Origin of the sequence: Halobacillus sp. KGW1 (genome assembly GCF_001592845.1) — a bacterium.
Lineage (GTDB): Bacteria > Bacillota > Bacilli > Bacillales > Halobacillaceae > Halobacillus.
Genome location: NZ_LSOC01000003.1, coordinates 1,010,402 through 1,027,028, shown reverse-complemented (window position 1 = coordinate 1,027,028; position 16,627 = coordinate 1,010,402). Strand labels below are relative to the sequence as shown.

Sequence of the window (16,627 nt, the reverse complement as noted above, 5' to 3'; positions counted from 1 at the left end):
CGGTGAGCCTCCTCATCGCGTTGCTCTTCCGGGGTCTCACCTGAGCCACTTCTCCCGCAGGAGTCTGCTCCATTCCCCTCCGTCCTTTGCCTGACATGGCCCTTCATTATCAAATACAGATAAGGACCGGCCCAATAATCCGCTGTTATTCGATATCAATGGCTAAAGTTAGGTGTTGGTGAAAAGAAGATAAATCAAATTAAAAAAAGGCACTGGGAACGATCCCAGTGCCTTTTCTGTAATCTTTATACGTTTTGGTAAGCGACGTTTTTCGCAGCTTGTGCGACTTTCTCAAGACCTTCGTTAACGATAGTTTCCGCTTGATCCGGGTTCGCATTGTGGCCTTCGATGATTACTTCTTCTGTAATCTTCATGCCGAATAGTCCACCAAGAACGTTACGCATGTAGTTCAAGGACATTTCCATCGGTGCCATGGACGGATCGGAATAGTTGCCGCCGCGGGCGTTCAGAAGGATCGCCTGTTTGTCTGTCATAAGCGGCTTCAGACCTTCCGGCGTGTACTTGAATGTGAAGCCTGCTTCGGCTACATAGTCGATGAACGTCTGCAGTTTCGCAGGGATCGTCAAGTTCCATAGTGGGAACGCGACAACGACGACGTCTGCTTTGCTCAACGCGTCTTTCGCTTTCTGCTTCGCATCCATCAAGCGCTGCTCGTCTTCGTTCATAGCGGCACCTTCCTGGATTTTACCGATCGCAGTGAATAGATCCTGGCTCAAATATGGTGTATCTTCGGCGAACAGATCATACGTTTCGACGTTGACGTCTTGATTCTGCTCAATATTTTCCAAAAACGCGTCGTACATCTTCGTTGAAATACCGTCTGGACGGTTGTTTGCTTTTATAACTAATACGTTCACTTGTAAAACCTCCTAAGTTGTTGTCCTCACAAGTTTATTAACACACGTATTATAATATCTTGAAGTTGAGAGTTCAACCGATATGCTTCGGATTTTGTCCGTAATTGTCGGCTGGTTCGGCAGCAAACAGCCTGTTCTTATGGTGCTCCGAACGGTTTCTGTTCAGTAATCCTTTTTCTGCAAAAAAAACGAAAGACCGTCATCGGCCTTTCGTTTTTTACTGCAGGGGGGAGGGCTCCGGGAAGAGGGGCGCTTTCCGCGGGGCGGCCGGTGAGCCTCCTCATCGCGCTGCTCTTCCGGGGTCTCACCTGTGCCGCATCTCCCGCAGGAGTCTGCCCCTCTTCCCTCCGCCCTCTGCTCCTATTTACTTCCTTAAGCTTGTAGGGAATAAGGCTTTGAGGGCATAATCCCTTCCTTTTAATGGTTCTAAAAAATTTTCTTCTATGATAAAAATTAAACGGCTTTTGCTTCCAGATCGACTTCGATATTTCCGCGCGTAGCGTTGGAGTAAGGGCAGACTTGGTGGGCTTTCTTGACGAGTTCGTCTGCTTCGTCCTGGCTTACACCTTCGATTTCGACGAACAGTTTAACTGCAAGTCCGAAGCCTTCGCCTTGTTTGCCGATGCTCACTTCCGCTGTCACTTTCGATGTGATTTTCTTTTTCGCCTGGGATGCGACTAGTTGGAGAGCACTGTCGAAGCACGCAGAATAACCTGCTGCGAATAGCTGTTCCGGGTTTGTTGCGCCTTCTTTTCCGTTGCCGCCGAGCGCTTTCGGCATCGTAAGATCCAGTTCCAATGTTCCGTCTGAAGATTTGACGACGCCTTGACGTCCACCTTCTGCTGTCGCTTTCGCTGTGTATAGAGGTTTAACCATGTTCACAACTCCTTCATGTTTATTTAGATTGTGCACAATTAAATAGTACACAATTGAATTGTGTTTGGCAAGGCATTTGCTATAATGGAACCAGGAGGGTTGCCGAATGGCCGATGAAAAAATGAAGTTGGAAAATCAGATTTGCTTTTCTTTGTATGCGGCGACGCGCGAGATGACGAAGATGTACCGTCCGCTTTTAGCCGATTTGAATATTACGTATCCACAGTATTTGGTGCTGCTCGCTTTATGGGAGGAGAGTCCGCTGACGGTGAAGGAGCTTGGCCGCCGGCTTTATTTGGATTCCGGGACGCTGACGCCGATGCTGAAGCGGATGGAGTCGGAAGGTCTGATCAGGAGAGAGCGTTCGACGCGCGATGAACGGAGCGTCGACGTCGTTTTGACGGATAAAGGAAAAGAAGCGGAAGAGAAAGCGGAGTGCATTCCGGACCTGCTGCTCGAACGTCTGCATATGGAAGAAGCGGACATCCTTCAGTTGAAGGAGACGCTGCAGCAGCTGCTTCCCGGAAATCAGAAATAATTGGAAAATAAATGAATCTTCTCTGCTCGACCTCCCGTATGAATAAGGAAAGAGAGGGGAGAAGTTCATTGAAACAAAGAATTGGTGTGATAGATGCGCTGAGAGGATTCAGCTTGTTCGGAATCCTGCTTGCCAACCTATTGATATTCCAGTACGGGATTTACGGAAAGGATGAATGGGACTTCGGTACGGCAGATGCTGTCGGTCACGATATCTTGAAGGTGTTCGTCGAAACGAGCTTCATGCCGATTTTCGCCTTCCTGTTCGGATATGGAATCATCCTTATGTACAGCAGCTGGAAGGAGAAGGGTTTCCGTGTGAAGCGGCAATTCACCCGCCGGTTCCTGGCGCTGATCGTCCTTGGTCTCCTGCACGGAATCCTGCTGTGGGAAGGGGATATCCTCTTCGCCTACGGTATGATGGGTTTCTTCCTGCTTTTGTTCGTGAAAAGGAAGCCGAAGACGCTGCTCATCTGGGGAATCGTCGTCCTTATTCTGACGTCGGCGTTCTCCTACGGCAGCGGGGGACTTGCAATGACGGCAGAAGAGCAGACGAGGATGGATACGTATGTGGAAGATACGGTCGATATATATGGGAGCGGGACGTTTGTTGAAATCATGACCCACCGTTCGCAGGAAGACCCGTTGATGCTCGGGCCGGGTCTGATGTTCCTCATTCTTGCACTTTCGCCGTTTCTGATCCTGCCGATGTTCCTCTTCGGGATGTATGCGGCAAAACGTCAGCTGTTCAGCAGAGTGGAAGCTGACATAGCGGCATGGAAGCGCGGGGCGCTGTGGCTTATCCTTGCCGGGCTTGGGCTGAAGAGCATGATCGTCTGGATGCCGGATTCGGGCTGGTCGGGAATCGGGTACGCGTTCGGCGGACCTCTGCTCGCTCTCGGTTACATCTGTCTTTTCACCGCAGCGTTCCACGGCCGCTCTTCTATATTCGTCCGGGGGATGGAGGCGGTCGGGCGTCTGTCGTTGACCAATTACCTTCTCCAGACGGTCTGCTGTATTTTCATCTTTTACGGCTTCGGTCTGGGGTTGTTCGCTTCCCTCGGTATCTGGGCGGGAATCGCAATCGGCGTGCTGGTGTTCAGCTTGCAGGCGGCACTCAGCCTGTGGTACAGCCGTTATTTCCGCCAGGGACCGATGGAGAAAATCTTCCGGATGTTTACGTATTGGTCGTTCAAGGGTAAAAATAAGCGCCCGCAGCCGTCTACGGATCTTCCGAAAGCGCAATGAGAAAAAACAGCCGGACAACGACTGCCGGCTGTTTTCTTATTTTCTTGCGATCGTGTAGTCGCCTCTTGCCGTCTTTAGAAAGAAGCGGTCGTCGTTCCATTCGTAATGGGTCGTCTCCTCCAGCGGAATTTCGTAATAAGGGGTGGGGAGGGGCTCTGTCCCTTGCATGTCCGTGCTGACATATCCCTTTCCGTGCAGGTAGAGCGTATAGGGACCCATATAGCCGTCGATACTCATCGGGTTCACAGAATAGGAAACGTCGTGCAGCTGCATGGAGACGGCATCTTGATCGCGCAATTCGTGTTTCGTGATGCAGATGTCTGTACCGATCCACGTCTGCAGATGCTGGTGGAAATCTTCCATCGTGTTTGAAATCGTCATAACTATTCCTCCTGTCTATTATAATCTTGTACATAAAGACACATCTCATAGGTGGAAAATTATCCTTGTGGAGGGGATGTAAATGAAAAGAAAATGGTGGATTGCTCCGGCACTTGTCCTCATCCTGATTCTTTCCGGATGTGTGCAGGGGAATGTCGGGGTGAAAATCAATAAGGACGGAAGCGGCGAAACGTCGTTCCGGATCGGCGTGGATGAGAATGCGTCCGGGCGCTTCTCCGGCCGGACGGATGGCCTTGTCGAAACGGCAAAAGCCGAGCTGACCCAGCGAGGCTATGAGGTCAGTGATTATACGTCCGGCGGATACACAGGCTTTGAGGCATCCAAGTCGTTCGAAGACATTCAAGAGATGGACGTGCTGCCGGCATCGGGCGTCGTTTCGGACGGGGCGCAGGATATTCCGGTCGACACGACAGTCGAGGAGGGATTTTTCACGCGCACTTATGCGATCGTCGCCGATGTCGATCTCGGCGAATCCGTCTCGATCCCCGGAGCCGCGCGTTTGATCGGCGACCGAATCGACTTGACCTTCACGCTTGACCTGCCGGTGAAGCCCAAATCCCACAACGCCGATGACGTCGACGGCAACGTTCTCACATGGAATTTGGATGCTCTGGAAGAAAACCGGATCATGGTCGAGATCACCGTACCGAACATCAAAAACATTGCGATTACCGCTGGGGCCGCCATCGTGCTGATCGTTCTGTTCTTCGTCTTCCTGCGACGCAGAAAAAGACTTTCCCGATGAAGCACCTGGGAAAGTCTTTTTTATTAAAACTGCAGGCCACAGTCGCCGATGGACGTCGACTTGCTCATCCGGCCGCGGAAAACGGTGGAGAAGGACTGGCCCATTCCGTTATCGGCATTGATGATCCATGTCCCGATGTTGTTATCATCGATGGTCACTTCAATGGACACGTCAAAGACTCCCCGGAAGTAGCCTTTGGCAATCGCCGTCCCGCGTAAGCGGATGGAACGATCCCCGTCACAAGAGAAATCGATACGTCTTCCCTGGAAAAACCGCAGGTCCACTCTTTTCGACTCGAAGTTGATATTAAAATCATCCACATCCGGGTTACATCCAGGCTCCGTCTGGAAGCACTGGATGGCACTCACATTGATTTCACCGAAAACAGAAAAGCTCTTCCCTCTATCGGTGATGTCTGCCTGCGCCTTCGCTTCATCTCTCAAGCCGACCCGGAATTTACAAGGACATTCGACCGGTGGACACTCGATCTGTGTGCCCGCGAATCCCATTTGTACCTCCCCAAAAACGATGGCCGATGCCTCGATGGTAATGGATACAAGCGGTGTCCCGACGGGCACGGTGACCGTCGTCGTGAAGTCTCCATTGGCATCGGTGATGGCAGGGTTCGGGTCATACGTGACGGTATCCTCTGGAAAATCACTGAAAAATACTTCTGCACCTTCGACCGGAATCGTCTCGGCACAAGTCAGCGTCCCTGTTATGACGGCCTGACATGTGATGACCTCCGGTACATTCAAAGTCAACATTACGTTTCACACTCCATAAAAAAGTTAGAATTGAACATCACACTCGCCGATGGAAGTGATCGGGTTCATCAAGGCGGTGAAGACGGTCGAGAACGAATGATTCATATCGTCGAAGGCATCAATCGTCCATGTCCCGACATTATTTTCATCGACGATGACCTCGATGTTCACGTCGAACAGGCCGCTGTAAAGGTTTCCTCTGCCGATGGCGGTACCACGGATTCGTGCGACGTTGTTCCCTTCACAGCCTATTTCGATACGCCGTCCTTGAACGAAATTGATCGTCGTCCCTCCGGCATTAAAGGTGATGTTGAAATTATCTACGTTCGGATTACACATCGTGCTCGCTGTAAAGCATTGAACAGCGGTAATATTAATGATTCCTGTCAGGTCAAACGGTGCCCCGTTATCGACGACTGTAGCCGTCGCTGTGGCACGGTTTCTGGCCACTCCAAGTCTGAATTTACATGGGCATTCGACCGGTGGAGGCGGAGGGTCCGGGGAGCAGATGATCTGCGTCCCGGCGCTTCCCTGCTGCACTTCTCCAAAAACGACGCTGCTGGCGTTGACGACTAAAGAAAGCAGTTCTGTATTAGGGTTGACAGTTACCGTAGTGGAGAAATTGCCGTTTGCATCCGTGATGGCAGGGTTTGGGTTATAGGTCACGTTATCTTCCGGAAAATCCAGAAAAGAAACCTCTGCGTTTGCCACTGGAGTATCTTCTGCACACGTGAGTGTCCCGGTAATGACGGCCTGGCATGTGATGAGGTCAGGAACATTCAAGCTTAACATTGTTGTTACCCTCCATTTCGAACAATATTAATCGTCGTCGATTAAGGACAAGGCGTTTCATTACACTCGACCGTGATATCAACACTTGCCGAGATGGTTTCTCCATCGATCGTCGTCGTAGCGGTGATGGTGACCTCTTGTTCCGGCGTATCCTCAGGAATGGAAATCCCGGCGAAATAGTTACCGTTGGAACCGGTCGTCGTCGGTGTGCTTTCGAACATGATGATCGCCGGATTGCTGCTTTCCAGGTCGACCGTCGCTCCCTCGATGACCGTGTTACCACAGCGCACGCGGCCGCTCAGGAAGCTGCTGCAGCTGATTAAATCCTCCTGTCCTTCAATAAACAAGTCGATGGAACATGGCGGCTCCGGACAGAACGCCATCGTGTTCAAGGATTTGGAAGCCAAGCCTTCTGGAAGTTCCGCGAAGGCTGTGACCGTCACCATCGTGTCATCGGTTCCGGATGCCACGGAAGCCAACACTTCGAAGTTTCCAAACTCATCGGTGATTACAGGGTCAGGATCAATCTCCAGAATAGGAGGATCGGCGATGATATTGACCGCTGCTCCAACAACCGGGTCTTCTCCACAAAGCAATTTACCGGAATAGATCCGTTCACAAAGGGTGACGGCTGGGACGAACAACCGCATTTCACACGGCGTACAGTTGAAAATAAGGTCGTCAGCCAGACGATTGATCTCAAAATCGTTCGTCAGCACAAGCCAGTCATACACTTTGCTTGTGTTGACACAAATCGTCTCCAGCTCCTCCTGGTTTACTACTGGGTCCGGGGCTGGCAGGGAGATGGTCGGAAGTTCAGGAGCAATATCCTCTGGCATTTCTCCTGACTCCGGGAATAATACAGGACATTGAGGCGGGATGGCGGCGTTTCTCGGACAAAGCGGGACATCGAACGCCTGCCGCGGCTGGCAGAGACGTGTCGTCAGTTCCACTGTCACATCGGCCACGACCTGGACATTCTGGCAGATGCGGAAGAAAATATCGATGGACTGGACGAACCCTTCTGTATTACAGCTGACGCAAGGACTGCAGGAGAAATCCGTCACTTCGCACACGATGTCCGTTCCATCCGGTGCGCATAGGATGATATTCTCTACAGAGCAGAAGGAGATCGGTTCAGACAGGCAGGTCGTTTCACCGTCGGTCACTTCCAGGACGACGAAACCGGACTTCCGCAGGGTCACTTGCTGAAGGTCTGCGACGACTCCGTTTGGAAGCGTGACCGGGATCGTCACCCGGCGAACCGCTTCACACAAATCCAGCGGCCCATCCGTATCAACAGGGACGCCGTCTGCGTCTGTCAGAAAGCAGGTGATCGTCCCTCCATTACTTAAAATTTCACATATTTCAGGGAACATGGGTATCCATAACTCCTTTTCATAGCAAATAGTCCATACAGTATATGAACGTTCCGCTTTTGTGGATAGGCATTTGTGGATAAGGACAGGAAGGATGGAAAAAAACAGGGTCTATGGAACGTATCCGACTCGTTATCGTAATCAGGGATGGGGGATTTGAATGTTCGGTGCCATTCTGCTTTTGTTATACGCAGCATATGGAGGGTGGAAGCATAGAGAAGAAATCAGAAGGTACACATGGCAGCAGAAAGGAGCGGCTGTCTTCGTCTTCATCGGGCTGATCGCCGTCGGCACGTTCCTCATCTACGTCGTCGGGAATCGTCTTGTCGCCTTCCTGCCGTGGCTGCAGCTGGTTGTGTTTTTTGTGATCGTCGTGCTGGTCCTGTATCCGATACGGTTCGTGCTGGCGAAGACGATGGTACGGATCTTTCATCTATCAGAGGAATGAAAAAGCCCGGAGGATAACCTCCGGGCTTCTTCTATAAGGATCAGCGGTCGGCAGCGGCAAAGGCTTCTTTCCGTTTCCTCATCGATTCGTATAAGTCGACCACGGGAAGGGGATAGTGCTCGCCGAGAACGATGCCGTACTGCTGTTGTTCGATCATTCCCATCTCCCGCGGCTGGTGAATCCAGTCTGCCGGGAGAGCTGCGAGTTCCGGAAGCCAGTGACGCAGGTAACTGCCGTCCGGGTCATAGTCTTTCGCCTGTTTCTCGACGTTGAAGGCGCGGAACGGGACGGCGTCATTCCCGACTCCGGCGATGTACAGCCAGTTGCCGTAGTTGCTGCTGACGTCATAATCGACGAGCTGGGATTCGAACCAGCGGGCGCCGATCCTCCAGTCGAGTCCGAGGTTCTTCGTGAAGAAGCTGGCCACATTCTGCCTGCCCCGGTTAGACAAAAAGCCTGTCTCCTTCAGCTCACGCATGCCGGCATCGACGAGCGGGTACCCCGTCTTGCCATCGATCCACGCCTGAAGGAGCTTCTCGTCGCGCTCCCATGGAATCGCCTTGCCGGAGAGGCCGGACCGATAGAAGATCCTGTCCCCGTATTTGCGGTGGACGAGGTGGAAATAGTCCCGCCACAACAGCTCGAAGTAGAGCATATACGTCGACTCATTGGCGCCGTTTGTCCGTTCATAAGCCTTTATCTGTTCATAGACGACCCGGGGAGAGAGGCAGCCGTTGGCGAGATAAGGGGAGAACTTCGAAGAATCATCCTCCTTCAGCATGCCGTTCCGCGTCTGTTTATATATTTTCAGCCGGTCTTTCGTAAAGATATAATCGATCAGCCGTTTCCTCGCTTCGGAAGAGCCCCCGGGGTAACGCGGTGCTTCGTCTGCCGGATCGAAACCGAGCGTTTCCAATGTGGGTATGTCACCTTCTGGAACAGGCAGTTCTGCTTGACCCTCCGGCGCGGGCGGAGCGATCGCTTTTCTTACCGCTGTCCCTGACTTCTCAAGCCGTTTTCGAAACTGGGAGAACGTATCAGGAAGCTCCTGGATCGAGAAGGGGAGATCATCAGGCAGGTAAAGGTTATGCCCGTGTTCCACGTGAAAAGCAGTGTCCGGCAGCGCCTGCCGCACGTTTTCCTCTACCGTCTGCTCCTCCCTTCCGATCTCTTCGTGGACATAGACAGCGTCTATCTTTATTTTTTCCTTTATTTCATGAATGGCCTCTGTCGCCCTGCGGCAGCGGACAATCAGTGGAATGCCGAGAGCCCCTAAATTTTTCCGCAGGTCGTGGATGCTTTCGATCAGGAAGCGGGCGCGGTGCCGGTCGGTCTTCCTGATCCCGTCTTCCCCCTGTTCGTATGCTGCCGGGTCGAACACGTACATCCCGATGACCGGCTTGCCGCTTTGGACGGCCTGATGCAAAGGGTGATGGTCGTGGACGCGGAGGTCGTTTCTGAACCAGACAAGAGCGCCGTTCTGCATGCATCATTCCTCCTCTTTTTTTCTATAGTGTACCTCCATTGCCGGAGGTTACGACACTTTCAATCGTCTAACGTAAAAAATTTCCTTTTTTATTGAAATCCAGCGGAACTTTGTCCATGATAGAAGCAAGTAGATGAAAAAGGATGGGGAGATTATGAAGAAACTCGGGGAAACGAAGGCAGAGCGTCTGGATGCAGCGTGGGAAAGGGCGGAAGGGAAACCGGAGGATGTTGCCGCTGTCGTGCAGGATGCGTATGGAATCGATTTGAAGTATGTGTCTGAAACAGGGGCCGGCAAACAGCGGAGTGCGTATAAAGAGGAGACGATGGCGTTCTTGTGTGAGCATTCGGAGTATGAGAAAGAAGAATTGGAGGAGCTTCCGAAAATGGAGGTTCTTGCGATTTATATTCATGCCTTCGACCGCAAACTGACCGGTGGAGAAGTCCGCCGGGCCGTCAATACGATCTTCGGCATCAACTTGGACGGGATCTCCAAATTGGAAGGAACCGGTCTCGCGATTTTCTCCAAAGAGCAGTGGATCACCCGTTCAGAGGACGATGTATTCGTTCTTCATACAGGCCAGACCGATGCCGACGTCTGGGTGACACCGACGGATTATTTCACGGAGCAGACCGGAGAGACCGAGATTCCTCAAGCCCTCAAGTACACGCTCGCGACGCTCGGTTTCGTCTATGAAGAAGCGGTCGATACCTATTACTACTGGAATCCCGACGGCGCCTCGATTCCCGATGACCGGAAGACGGAAATGCTCGGTGCCATCGTCGGAGTGATCCAGTCTGAATACAAACACCTGCTGAAAGAATCGTAATTCGGGTACTCCCTGCTGGATTCCAAGAACGTTATACAGAACTCTATTTAATATAAGGGAGGAACACGGTGAAGCGTGTTCCTTTTCCTACTGTGCTGGTGAAGTGGATCTCTCCCGACAAAATGGTGAGGATCCTTTTTGTAATGGCAAGTCCGAGCCCGTTGCCCTGGTCCATCCTGGAGGTTTCTCCCTGATAGAACCGCTCGTAAATGCGCTGCTGGATGGACGTCGGCATACCGATTCCTTCGTCTGCTACGACTACTTCCACACCTTCGGCTTTGGAGGCGAGGAGAATAGTGATGGTGGAAGAATCCGGGGAGAACTTGATGGCGTTTGCAATCAGATTCATCCAGATCTGCTGGATCAACGGCTCATCCCCTTCGTACGAAATCGGGGGGAGGTCGAGGTCGAAGGCTATGTCTTTCTTCGCCCACGAGTCCTCCAGCAGCATGAGGACGCGGCGGATCTGTTCATCCAGCTGGAAAGTCGTCTGTTTATCGGGCAGCACTTGCCGGTCCAGTCGGGAGAGACGCAGCATATTCTCCGACAAGCTGTGCAGACGCTTGGATTCGTCAATGATGATGCCGAGGTATTCGCTGCGCTCCTCCTGGGATAACGACTGTTCCTGCATCAGTTCGGCAAACCCTTGGATCGATGCAATCGGTGTCTTGAACTCATGGGATACGTTGCTGATGAAATCTTTCCGCATGTAGGCCATGTTATCGAGCTCCTGCGCCATCTTGTTGAGGCTGTCGGCCAAGGATCCGATTTCATCGCTGCTCTTGTAGGAAGTCCGGCTCGTGAACTCCCCTTTCGCAATATCCTGGGCCATCTCTGCCATCTTCTTGATCGGTTTCGTGATGAACAGGGAAGCGAAGCTCATGAAAATTGTGTCCAGAATGGCACATATTCCGACGGTGGCTAGAATCAGGGTGAACACTCTCATCTGATTGGACTCCGGAAGAAGCTGTGGAAGCTGTTCGGCTGCAACGGCTACGATCCAAATGGAAGCACCTGCGGAGAGGAGCAGGATCAGGACGACGATGGTCGTCAACTTGACGGTGATGGAGGAAAGCAGCCTTCTCATTTCCGGCACTCCACTTTGTACCCGATCCCTCGGATGGTGGTGATGTCAAAAGCATCGACCTCCGCAAGCTTCCTGCGCAGTTTCTTAATGTGCGTATCGACGGTGCGCTCATCCACTTCGACATCAAGCCCCCATATTTCCTCCATCAGCTGCTGCCTTGAGAAAATACGATTCGGGTAGCTGAGCAGCTTGTATAATAGATAGAATTCCTTTTTCGGAAAAGCATAGGTGCTTCCGTCATCCTCAGCGGTAAGGCTGTCATAGTGGATGACGAAGGAGCCGATAGTGATCTTCCTCTCCTGGGAGATCTTCGCCCTTCGCAATAACGCGGAAACGCGGAGGGACAGCTCTTTCAATTGGATCGGCTTCACCATATAATCGTCGGTTCCCGATAAAAATCCCTGCTCCATATCCTCCAGACGGTCTTTCGCTGTAACAAGCAGGATCGGCATCCCCATGTCCGCGTCCCGGAGGCTCTTCGTCAATGCATATCCATCCAGGCGGGGCATCATGATGTCACTGATCATCAAGTCGATATGGAAGGTATCCAATACCTCCAATGCCTCTTCCCCGTCTGCCGCCTGATGGATGCTGTATCCCTGCTTCTCCAGGTAAACCCCCATCATTTTTCTTAGATTCCGATCATCTTCTACGACTAATAACTGGACCATTCCCATCCCACCCTGTCTGCGATGGTTTCATTATACCGCAGCGGCTTTTCTTTTCGCGTAGGAATAATAATATCCCAAGGCAAGGCCTACACCTCCGCACCAGAGGATCCAGGCAGCTCCGTAGTGGGAAACTTCGAAGTCGCTGTGATACAGCTGACGGAAGAAGGTGAGGAAGATCCCGTCAAACAGGACAGCAGATGTCGTCATGATGGCGACCGCTTCAAAAATCCTCTCCCGTGCAATCGGAATGAAGGCTGTTGCCGTTTTAATGAAGAAGTAGCCTGCGGGTAAACCGAGGAAGAAGGCGAAAAAGAGCCAGGGATTCCCCGAGGTGAAAAAGGTATCGCCGATCAGACGGACGCTCATGGCGCCTACGAACCAGAATAAAATCCCGAATAACACAAATCCTCCTGCCTGCCGTTTCGTCAATGGTTTTGTCATGGAAACATCATCCCTTTCTATACGTTTCCTCTATCCTACCGCCTCTTTGTGACCTCTCTGTGAACAAAAAAAAGAACCCTCGGCTTCAGGGTTCTCTCCATCATTCCTCTGCTTGTTTTTTAAGGACATCGACGAAATGAGCGATGATTCTGGCGGTCAGCCCCCAGATCACTTTGTCTCCGTAGATATAGAAGTATTCCTCCATCTGCCGTGCCCGCCAGTCGTAATCCTCGCCGCCCGGTATCAGTTCGTACGGGAAATCTTTCTCCGGCTTCGCCTCAAAGGAGACGTAGTGGATGCGCGGCTTCTCGTTCAGGAAGAAGGAAAGCGGGACGGTGAACACTTCCTGGACTTCTGCCGGGTTGTGCACAAGGTCCTCTTCTGTCGTATCGAGGTAGCCGGCATACGCATAGACGATCATGCCGAACGGGGAAATCAAATAGTCGAGCGGGTGGACATCCGACAAGCGTCCGGCATCGATGCCGAGCTCTTCTTCCGTTTCCCGGATCGCCGCCGCTTTCGCACCAGCATCGCCTGGGTCTATTTTCCCGCCGGGAAAGCAGATCTCTCCGGGTTGGCGCCTCATTTCACTCGACCGGACTTCGAACAGGACGTGCGGCTCGCCGTTTTTCTCGATCACCGGCAGCAGGACAGCGAATTTACGCAGATGCTCGCTTCCGAGAACGGTCGGTTCATGGTCTTTGATTTTATGGAAAATGTTGTGTATCTCCATCATGTCACCTCATTAGTATTCTATCTATACTATAACAGGGAACGAAATAGAATAAAAAAGAGAAACACCGGCACTCCTTTTATCCCTTTTTGTGGATGTATTTGGAAATGAAAGGATTGCAGGTTACAAGCTTAATGAAGAGAGACGGTAACTTTATGCTTATAACTTTATACCCCCAAGAGAGTCTTTATCTGCAAAATACTTTTCAAAAATGAGTAAAAAGTTTGTCGTAATCTAGTTCGAAACTAACAGGATTATTCACAGAATCTATAAACATCAACCTTTATACCTCCCCTGTCTTTATGATATTCTTGTAATATAGTGTAAAGCTTCTGAAATTTGTATTTCTTTTTTTGTAAAATAGATTGCACTGTCATTTTTTTCATGTATAATGGGGGTTATGTTGATGGATATTGTCACGAAATTTTACCAGGCTTTAAATAAATTGGATATTAAATATGATGAGGAGACGGGGCGTTTGTCGAAACCGATCAATTTCGTCGTCTATGACGCACATAGAAAGGTGTCGGCCAAACGACTGTTCATTTTCAAAAACTATTTTCTGATTTTAAGAGAAGAAGAGAACGATACGAGGAAAATCCAGTTCAAGCACATTAAAGGCTTCCAGTATGCGGATAAAGGCGATATCTTCCTATAATATCGTAAGACTTTGAGGTGATCAGGTGAGGAGAAAACGGCTTTCACATGTGGATCTTTCATGTAAAGCGAAATCTGTCAAAACGTTTGATAATGAGGTATATGAACTGAAGGGCTCCCTTGCCGTCAATAAAGACAACGGAAAGATCCAGCCGGTAGCGGATATTTACTACCGGGTGAGAACGGCGGTGAACAGCGACCGCCGCATCGTTGCCAAGCGGAAACATTCGGAGGATGAATTGTACACCTATGTCGAGAAGCGAAAGATGAAGTGAGGAGATCTTTGCTTTTGATAGATGGGTAAGCTTGAAAATGGAAGAAGCGTCAAACGTCAGGGGGATGAATCGATGAAACGATGGATGCTGGTTATGCTTTTCGCCATAGTCGCAGGGATGCTTGCGGCCTGTGGGAGCGGAGAGCCTGTCGAGGAGAAGGAATATGATGCGTTCAAAGAGGAGATTGCCAAGGAGGACTTCACCGGCTTCGCTTATATACTGAGTGATTATGAAGCGGAGGATAACGGATACCTCCCTGTACTGGAAGAAGTGTTCGAAGAAGAGGGGCAGACGCTCGTCTACTTCAACGATCAACAGGCGTCGGACGACGTACACGAAGTTTTCAACGAAGACAGCAAAAAGAAGGATCTGTTCCTGCCGATCGATACGATTGCATACATAGAGAACGGTCAGCCGGCAGCAGAGCTGGAAGTGACCGAAGAGTTGATACAGGAGAAGGATCAGGAGACATTGCGTACATTCGTAGCGGACCATTCATAAGGGGCTGTACGATGGAAATAGACAATTGAATAGAGGTGCGGCCGCTTATTCAGCGCGTAGGCGTCCGTCCACACAGAATGGTTTGCAGGGTTCGATTCCAAAAACCTGCCACGACATGTGCAGCGCTGTTCTACTGGTTCTTCGTACACAGCCAAAAACGATGTGCATTGGCAAGCGGCATTCGGATGCTGTCACGTTGCCACAGGGTTCTTACTTCCAGCCAGAAAGTAAAGGGTATTATCATGGACCATGTCTGCCAAGGTGCCCGTCACCGGTTTAAAGACAGCAGGCCCATACCTGAATTTCCGTATGGTTGGCACACGTATGATTTAGAGGTAAGTCGATAGTAATCGGCATGACAATATAATAAAAGCGAGAGGAAGATTTCTATGAATCTGTTAAACACGTTGATGCTGGGAGCCGCTGATGGGATGGATGGTCTCGTTCAGACGGGACAGTCGATTCTGCAATGGGCTCAGCGCCTTGGTTTGATCGGAGCTGCTTTGGCTTTCTGTGTCGGGGGATATTTCCTGATGTTCGGGGGCGACCGCGGGCGCGGACGTTCTGTCGGCTGGTTCCTTGGAGGAGCGGTCGGACTGATCGTCGTTATGGGAGCGTACGGTATCGCAAGCGGAATCGACAACAATATCAAGTTTTAATAGAACGCTTATATATTAATGCAAAGCCACACTGCTGTTTCCGGTGTGGCTTTCGTATGTTTGGAGGTCGGAATCAATGTTATATGTAGTGTTTACTCAAGTGGAACACTCCAAAATTGCCAAGTTCGAGAAAATCCCGTTTCCGGAAGCTGTCCGCTTGTCTCAGGAAATCGAGAAGGAAATGCGGGAGAAGAAGGAAGAGGTCGATGGAGAGTTCTACCTTTTGGAAGAAGATAATAACGGAGACGCGATTTATTCCGGTACATTCCGGTTCGGTTCCTATTACGCGCCGAATTTATACATGCATATCAAGAAAAAGCTTCCGGTAATCCGGACGAGCAAGGAGAAAGAAAAGAAACGCCTTGCGTTGATGGCAGAGATGGAAGAGCTGGTCAGTGAGGAGTTCAAACAGGAGGAGAATGTGGAAGAGGAAGCGTTCCGCAGGCTCGATCGATCCCGTATTTCCCGCCTGAAGAAGTGGCAGCGCCGGACGATTTACGGTCTTGCCGCCTTTTTCACGCTGGCAACAGTCGGAACCGTCGCGTTCTTCCTGCTCCAAATCGCTTCGTTCCAAGCACAATATGAAGCGGTCGCGGCAGATAAGAAAGCCGAGGAAGAAGCCATCTCCCGCTATGAGGCTGCCCTTCTCGGGGAAGACACGTCCTTGAAAGAATACTTGGCCAAGCAGGATCTGGACGAGTTGGACGGGGAAGAGCAGAAGATCTACGCCGGCTACCTTGTAGAGGAAGAGGCGTTCGATAAACTCGTGTCGTTGTATGAGGAGGACGCGAAGATGGCGGCGACGTTCATTGCTAACAATCAAGGAATCGATGCGCTGAAAGCCTTCAATGAAGCTTACCCGACGAATGAAGCGAAGTTCGAAATCGCCTACGCCGAAGAGGAATACGACAAGGTGCTTTCCATTGAGAATATCGAAACGACGAAAGACCGAAGCGAGAAGAAAACGTACGCCTACTTGAAAACCGGAGATATCGAAAAAGCGAAGGCGGAGCTTGAGAACAACAACAGCGAAGAGCTGTCTGAGAAAATTGCCCGCTATGAAGAGATCGATCAGTCGCTTGCCGATATCGACGGAGATTTGAAAGGCGCGAAGGAAAAGGAAGAAAAGAGCCTGAAAGCAGAGAAGAAAGAACTTGAGGCGGAGAAAGAAAGTCTTTAAGACACCTGGAACAGGGTGTCTTTTCATTTTACATAG

Annotated in this window: 21 protein-coding genes; 10 read left to right on the top strand and 11 right to left on the bottom strand. The window is 50.9% G+C overall.

The window, feature by feature from the left end; all coding sequences use genetic code 11:
• Nucleotides 1-245: 245 nt before the first annotated feature.
• Together AXG56_RS14070 and AXG56_RS14065 are read right to left on the bottom strand one after the other, a co-directional pair.
• Nucleotides 246-878: an FMN-dependent NADH-azoreductase gene (locus AXG56_RS14070; RefSeq protein WP_008636217.1), complete on the bottom strand. Its 633-nt coding sequence runs from the start codon at nt 876-878 to the stop codon at nt 246-248.
• 453 nt (nt 879-1,331) lie between these two features.
• Entirely contained in the window at nt 1,332-1,754 is a 423-nt protein-coding gene (locus AXG56_RS14065) for an organic hydroperoxide resistance protein (protein ID WP_008636215.1), read from the bottom strand.
• 106 nt (nt 1,755-1,860) lie between these two features.
• Between AXG56_RS14065 and AXG56_RS14060 the strand changes: the two genes are divergently transcribed.
• Together AXG56_RS14060 and AXG56_RS14055 are read left to right on the top strand one after the other, a co-directional pair.
• Nucleotides 1,861-2,292 (top strand): MarR family winged helix-turn-helix transcriptional regulator, encoded by a 432-nt coding sequence (locus AXG56_RS14060; RefSeq protein ID WP_008636211.1) that lies wholly within the window; start codon nt 1,861-1,863, stop codon nt 2,290-2,292.
• A 68-nt stretch (nt 2,293-2,360) separates the two neighbouring features.
• Complete coding sequence (locus AXG56_RS14055; protein WP_235601508.1) at nt 2,361-3,539, top strand: DUF418 domain-containing protein; 1,179 nt, start codon at nt 2,361-2,363, stop codon at nt 3,537-3,539.
• 36 nt (nt 3,540-3,575) lie between these two features.
• On the opposite strand, the gene AXG56_RS14050 is transcribed toward AXG56_RS14055, so the two are convergent.
• A complete protein-coding gene (locus AXG56_RS14050) occupies nt 3,576-3,920 on the bottom strand; it encodes a hypothetical protein (RefSeq protein ID WP_008636206.1) in 345 nt (114 codons plus the stop codon).
• Between the two features lie 82 nt (nt 3,921-4,002).
• Here AXG56_RS14050 and AXG56_RS14045 point away from each other — a divergent pair, with 82 nt between their 5' ends.
• Nucleotides 4,003-4,686, top strand: coding sequence for a DUF3153 domain-containing protein (locus AXG56_RS14045; protein WP_062515083.1), 684 nt, complete (start codon nt 4,003-4,005; stop codon nt 4,684-4,686).
• 23 nt (nt 4,687-4,709) lie between these two features.
• Here the strand turns inward: AXG56_RS14045 and AXG56_RS14040 are convergent, their stop codons facing one another.
• Genes AXG56_RS14040 through AXG56_RS14030 form a run of 3 tightly spaced genes read right to left on the bottom strand, consistent with a single transcriptional unit; the run spans nt 4,710 to nt 7,624 of the window.
• On the bottom strand, nt 4,710-5,453 hold the full coding sequence (locus AXG56_RS14040) for a hypothetical protein (protein ID WP_062515082.1): 744 nt from the start codon (nt 5,451-5,453) through the stop codon (nt 4,710-4,712).
• 24 nt (nt 5,454-5,477) lie between these two features.
• Nucleotides 5,478-6,245 carry a hypothetical protein gene (locus tag AXG56_RS14035; RefSeq protein WP_008636200.1) on the bottom strand — a complete coding sequence of 256 codons (768 nt, stop codon included), beginning with the start codon at nt 6,243-6,245 and terminating at the stop codon, nt 5,478-5,480.
• 41 nt (nt 6,246-6,286) lie between these two features.
• Nucleotides 6,287-7,624: a hypothetical protein gene (locus AXG56_RS14030; RefSeq protein WP_062515080.1), complete on the bottom strand. Its 1,338-nt coding sequence runs from the start codon at nt 7,622-7,624 to the stop codon at nt 6,287-6,289.
• 160 nt (nt 7,625-7,784) lie between these two features.
• Between AXG56_RS14030 and AXG56_RS14025 the strand changes: the two genes are divergently transcribed.
• Nucleotides 7,785-8,072 (top strand): hypothetical protein, encoded by a 288-nt coding sequence (locus AXG56_RS14025; protein ID WP_062515078.1) that lies wholly within the window; start codon nt 7,785-7,787, stop codon nt 8,070-8,072.
• Nucleotides 8,073-8,112: 40 nt separating this feature from the next.
• Here AXG56_RS14025 and AXG56_RS14020 read toward each other — a convergent pair whose 3' ends face one another.
• Entirely contained in the window at nt 8,113-9,558 is a 1,446-nt protein-coding gene (locus tag AXG56_RS14020) for a DASH family cryptochrome (protein ID WP_062515076.1), read from the bottom strand.
• 154 nt (nt 9,559-9,712) lie between these two features.
• Here AXG56_RS14020 and AXG56_RS14015 point away from each other — a divergent pair, with 154 nt between their 5' ends.
• Nucleotides 9,713-10,387, top strand: a complete 675-nt coding sequence (locus AXG56_RS14015; RefSeq protein WP_153017432.1) for a hypothetical protein — start codon at nt 9,713-9,715, stop codon at nt 10,385-10,387.
• Nucleotides 10,388-10,430: 43 nt separating this feature from the next.
• Here AXG56_RS14015 and AXG56_RS14010 read toward each other — a convergent pair whose 3' ends face one another.
• From AXG56_RS14010 to AXG56_RS13995, 4 genes are all read right to left on the bottom strand, one after another.
• Entirely contained in the window at nt 10,431-11,474 is a 1,044-nt protein-coding gene (locus AXG56_RS14010) for a HAMP domain-containing sensor histidine kinase (RefSeq protein ID WP_064503501.1), read from the bottom strand.
• Nucleotides 11,471-12,145 carry a response regulator transcription factor gene (locus AXG56_RS14005; RefSeq protein WP_062515072.1) on the bottom strand — a complete coding sequence of 225 codons (675 nt, stop codon included), beginning with the start codon at nt 12,143-12,145 and terminating at the stop codon, nt 11,471-11,473. The genes AXG56_RS14010 and AXG56_RS14005 overlap by 4 nt, the downstream gene beginning before the upstream one ends.
• Nucleotides 12,146-12,175: 30 nt before the next feature.
• A complete protein-coding gene (locus AXG56_RS14000) occupies nt 12,176-12,586 on the bottom strand; it encodes a DUF5367 family protein (RefSeq protein WP_062515070.1) in 411 nt (136 codons plus the stop codon).
• A 100-nt stretch (nt 12,587-12,686) separates the two neighbouring features.
• The gene (locus AXG56_RS13995) at nt 12,687-13,319 is read right to left on the bottom strand and encodes a CoA pyrophosphatase (RefSeq protein ID WP_062515069.1); all 633 of its coding nucleotides are present in this window, start codon (nt 13,317-13,319) and stop codon (nt 12,687-12,689) included.
• Between the two features lie 406 nt (nt 13,320-13,725).
• On the opposite strand from AXG56_RS13995, the gene AXG56_RS13990 reads away from it, so the two are divergent.
• The 5 genes from AXG56_RS13990 (at nt 13,726) to AXG56_RS13970 (ending at nt 16,591) form a co-directional block, all read left to right on the top strand.
• Complete coding sequence (locus AXG56_RS13990) at nt 13,726-13,977, top strand: hypothetical protein (protein ID WP_008640531.1); 252 nt, start codon at nt 13,726-13,728, stop codon at nt 13,975-13,977.
• 25 nt (nt 13,978-14,002) lie between these two features.
• Nucleotides 14,003-14,251, top strand: coding sequence for a hypothetical protein (locus AXG56_RS13985; protein WP_035388115.1), 249 nt, complete (start codon nt 14,003-14,005; stop codon nt 14,249-14,251).
• A 72-nt stretch (nt 14,252-14,323) separates the two neighbouring features.
• On the top strand, nt 14,324-14,752 hold the full coding sequence (locus AXG56_RS13980) for a hypothetical protein (protein ID WP_153017431.1): 429 nt from the start codon (nt 14,324-14,326) through the stop codon (nt 14,750-14,752).
• A gap of 389 nt (nt 14,753-15,141) precedes the next feature.
• A complete protein-coding gene (locus tag AXG56_RS13975; protein ID WP_008634546.1) occupies nt 15,142-15,411 on the top strand; it encodes a hypothetical protein in 270 nt (89 codons plus the stop codon).
• A gap of 76 nt (nt 15,412-15,487) precedes the next feature.
• On the top strand, nt 15,488-16,591 hold the full coding sequence (locus tag AXG56_RS13970) for a hypothetical protein (RefSeq protein ID WP_008634543.1): 1,104 nt from the start codon (nt 15,488-15,490) through the stop codon (nt 16,589-16,591).
• Nucleotides 16,592-16,627 lie beyond the last annotated feature (36 nt).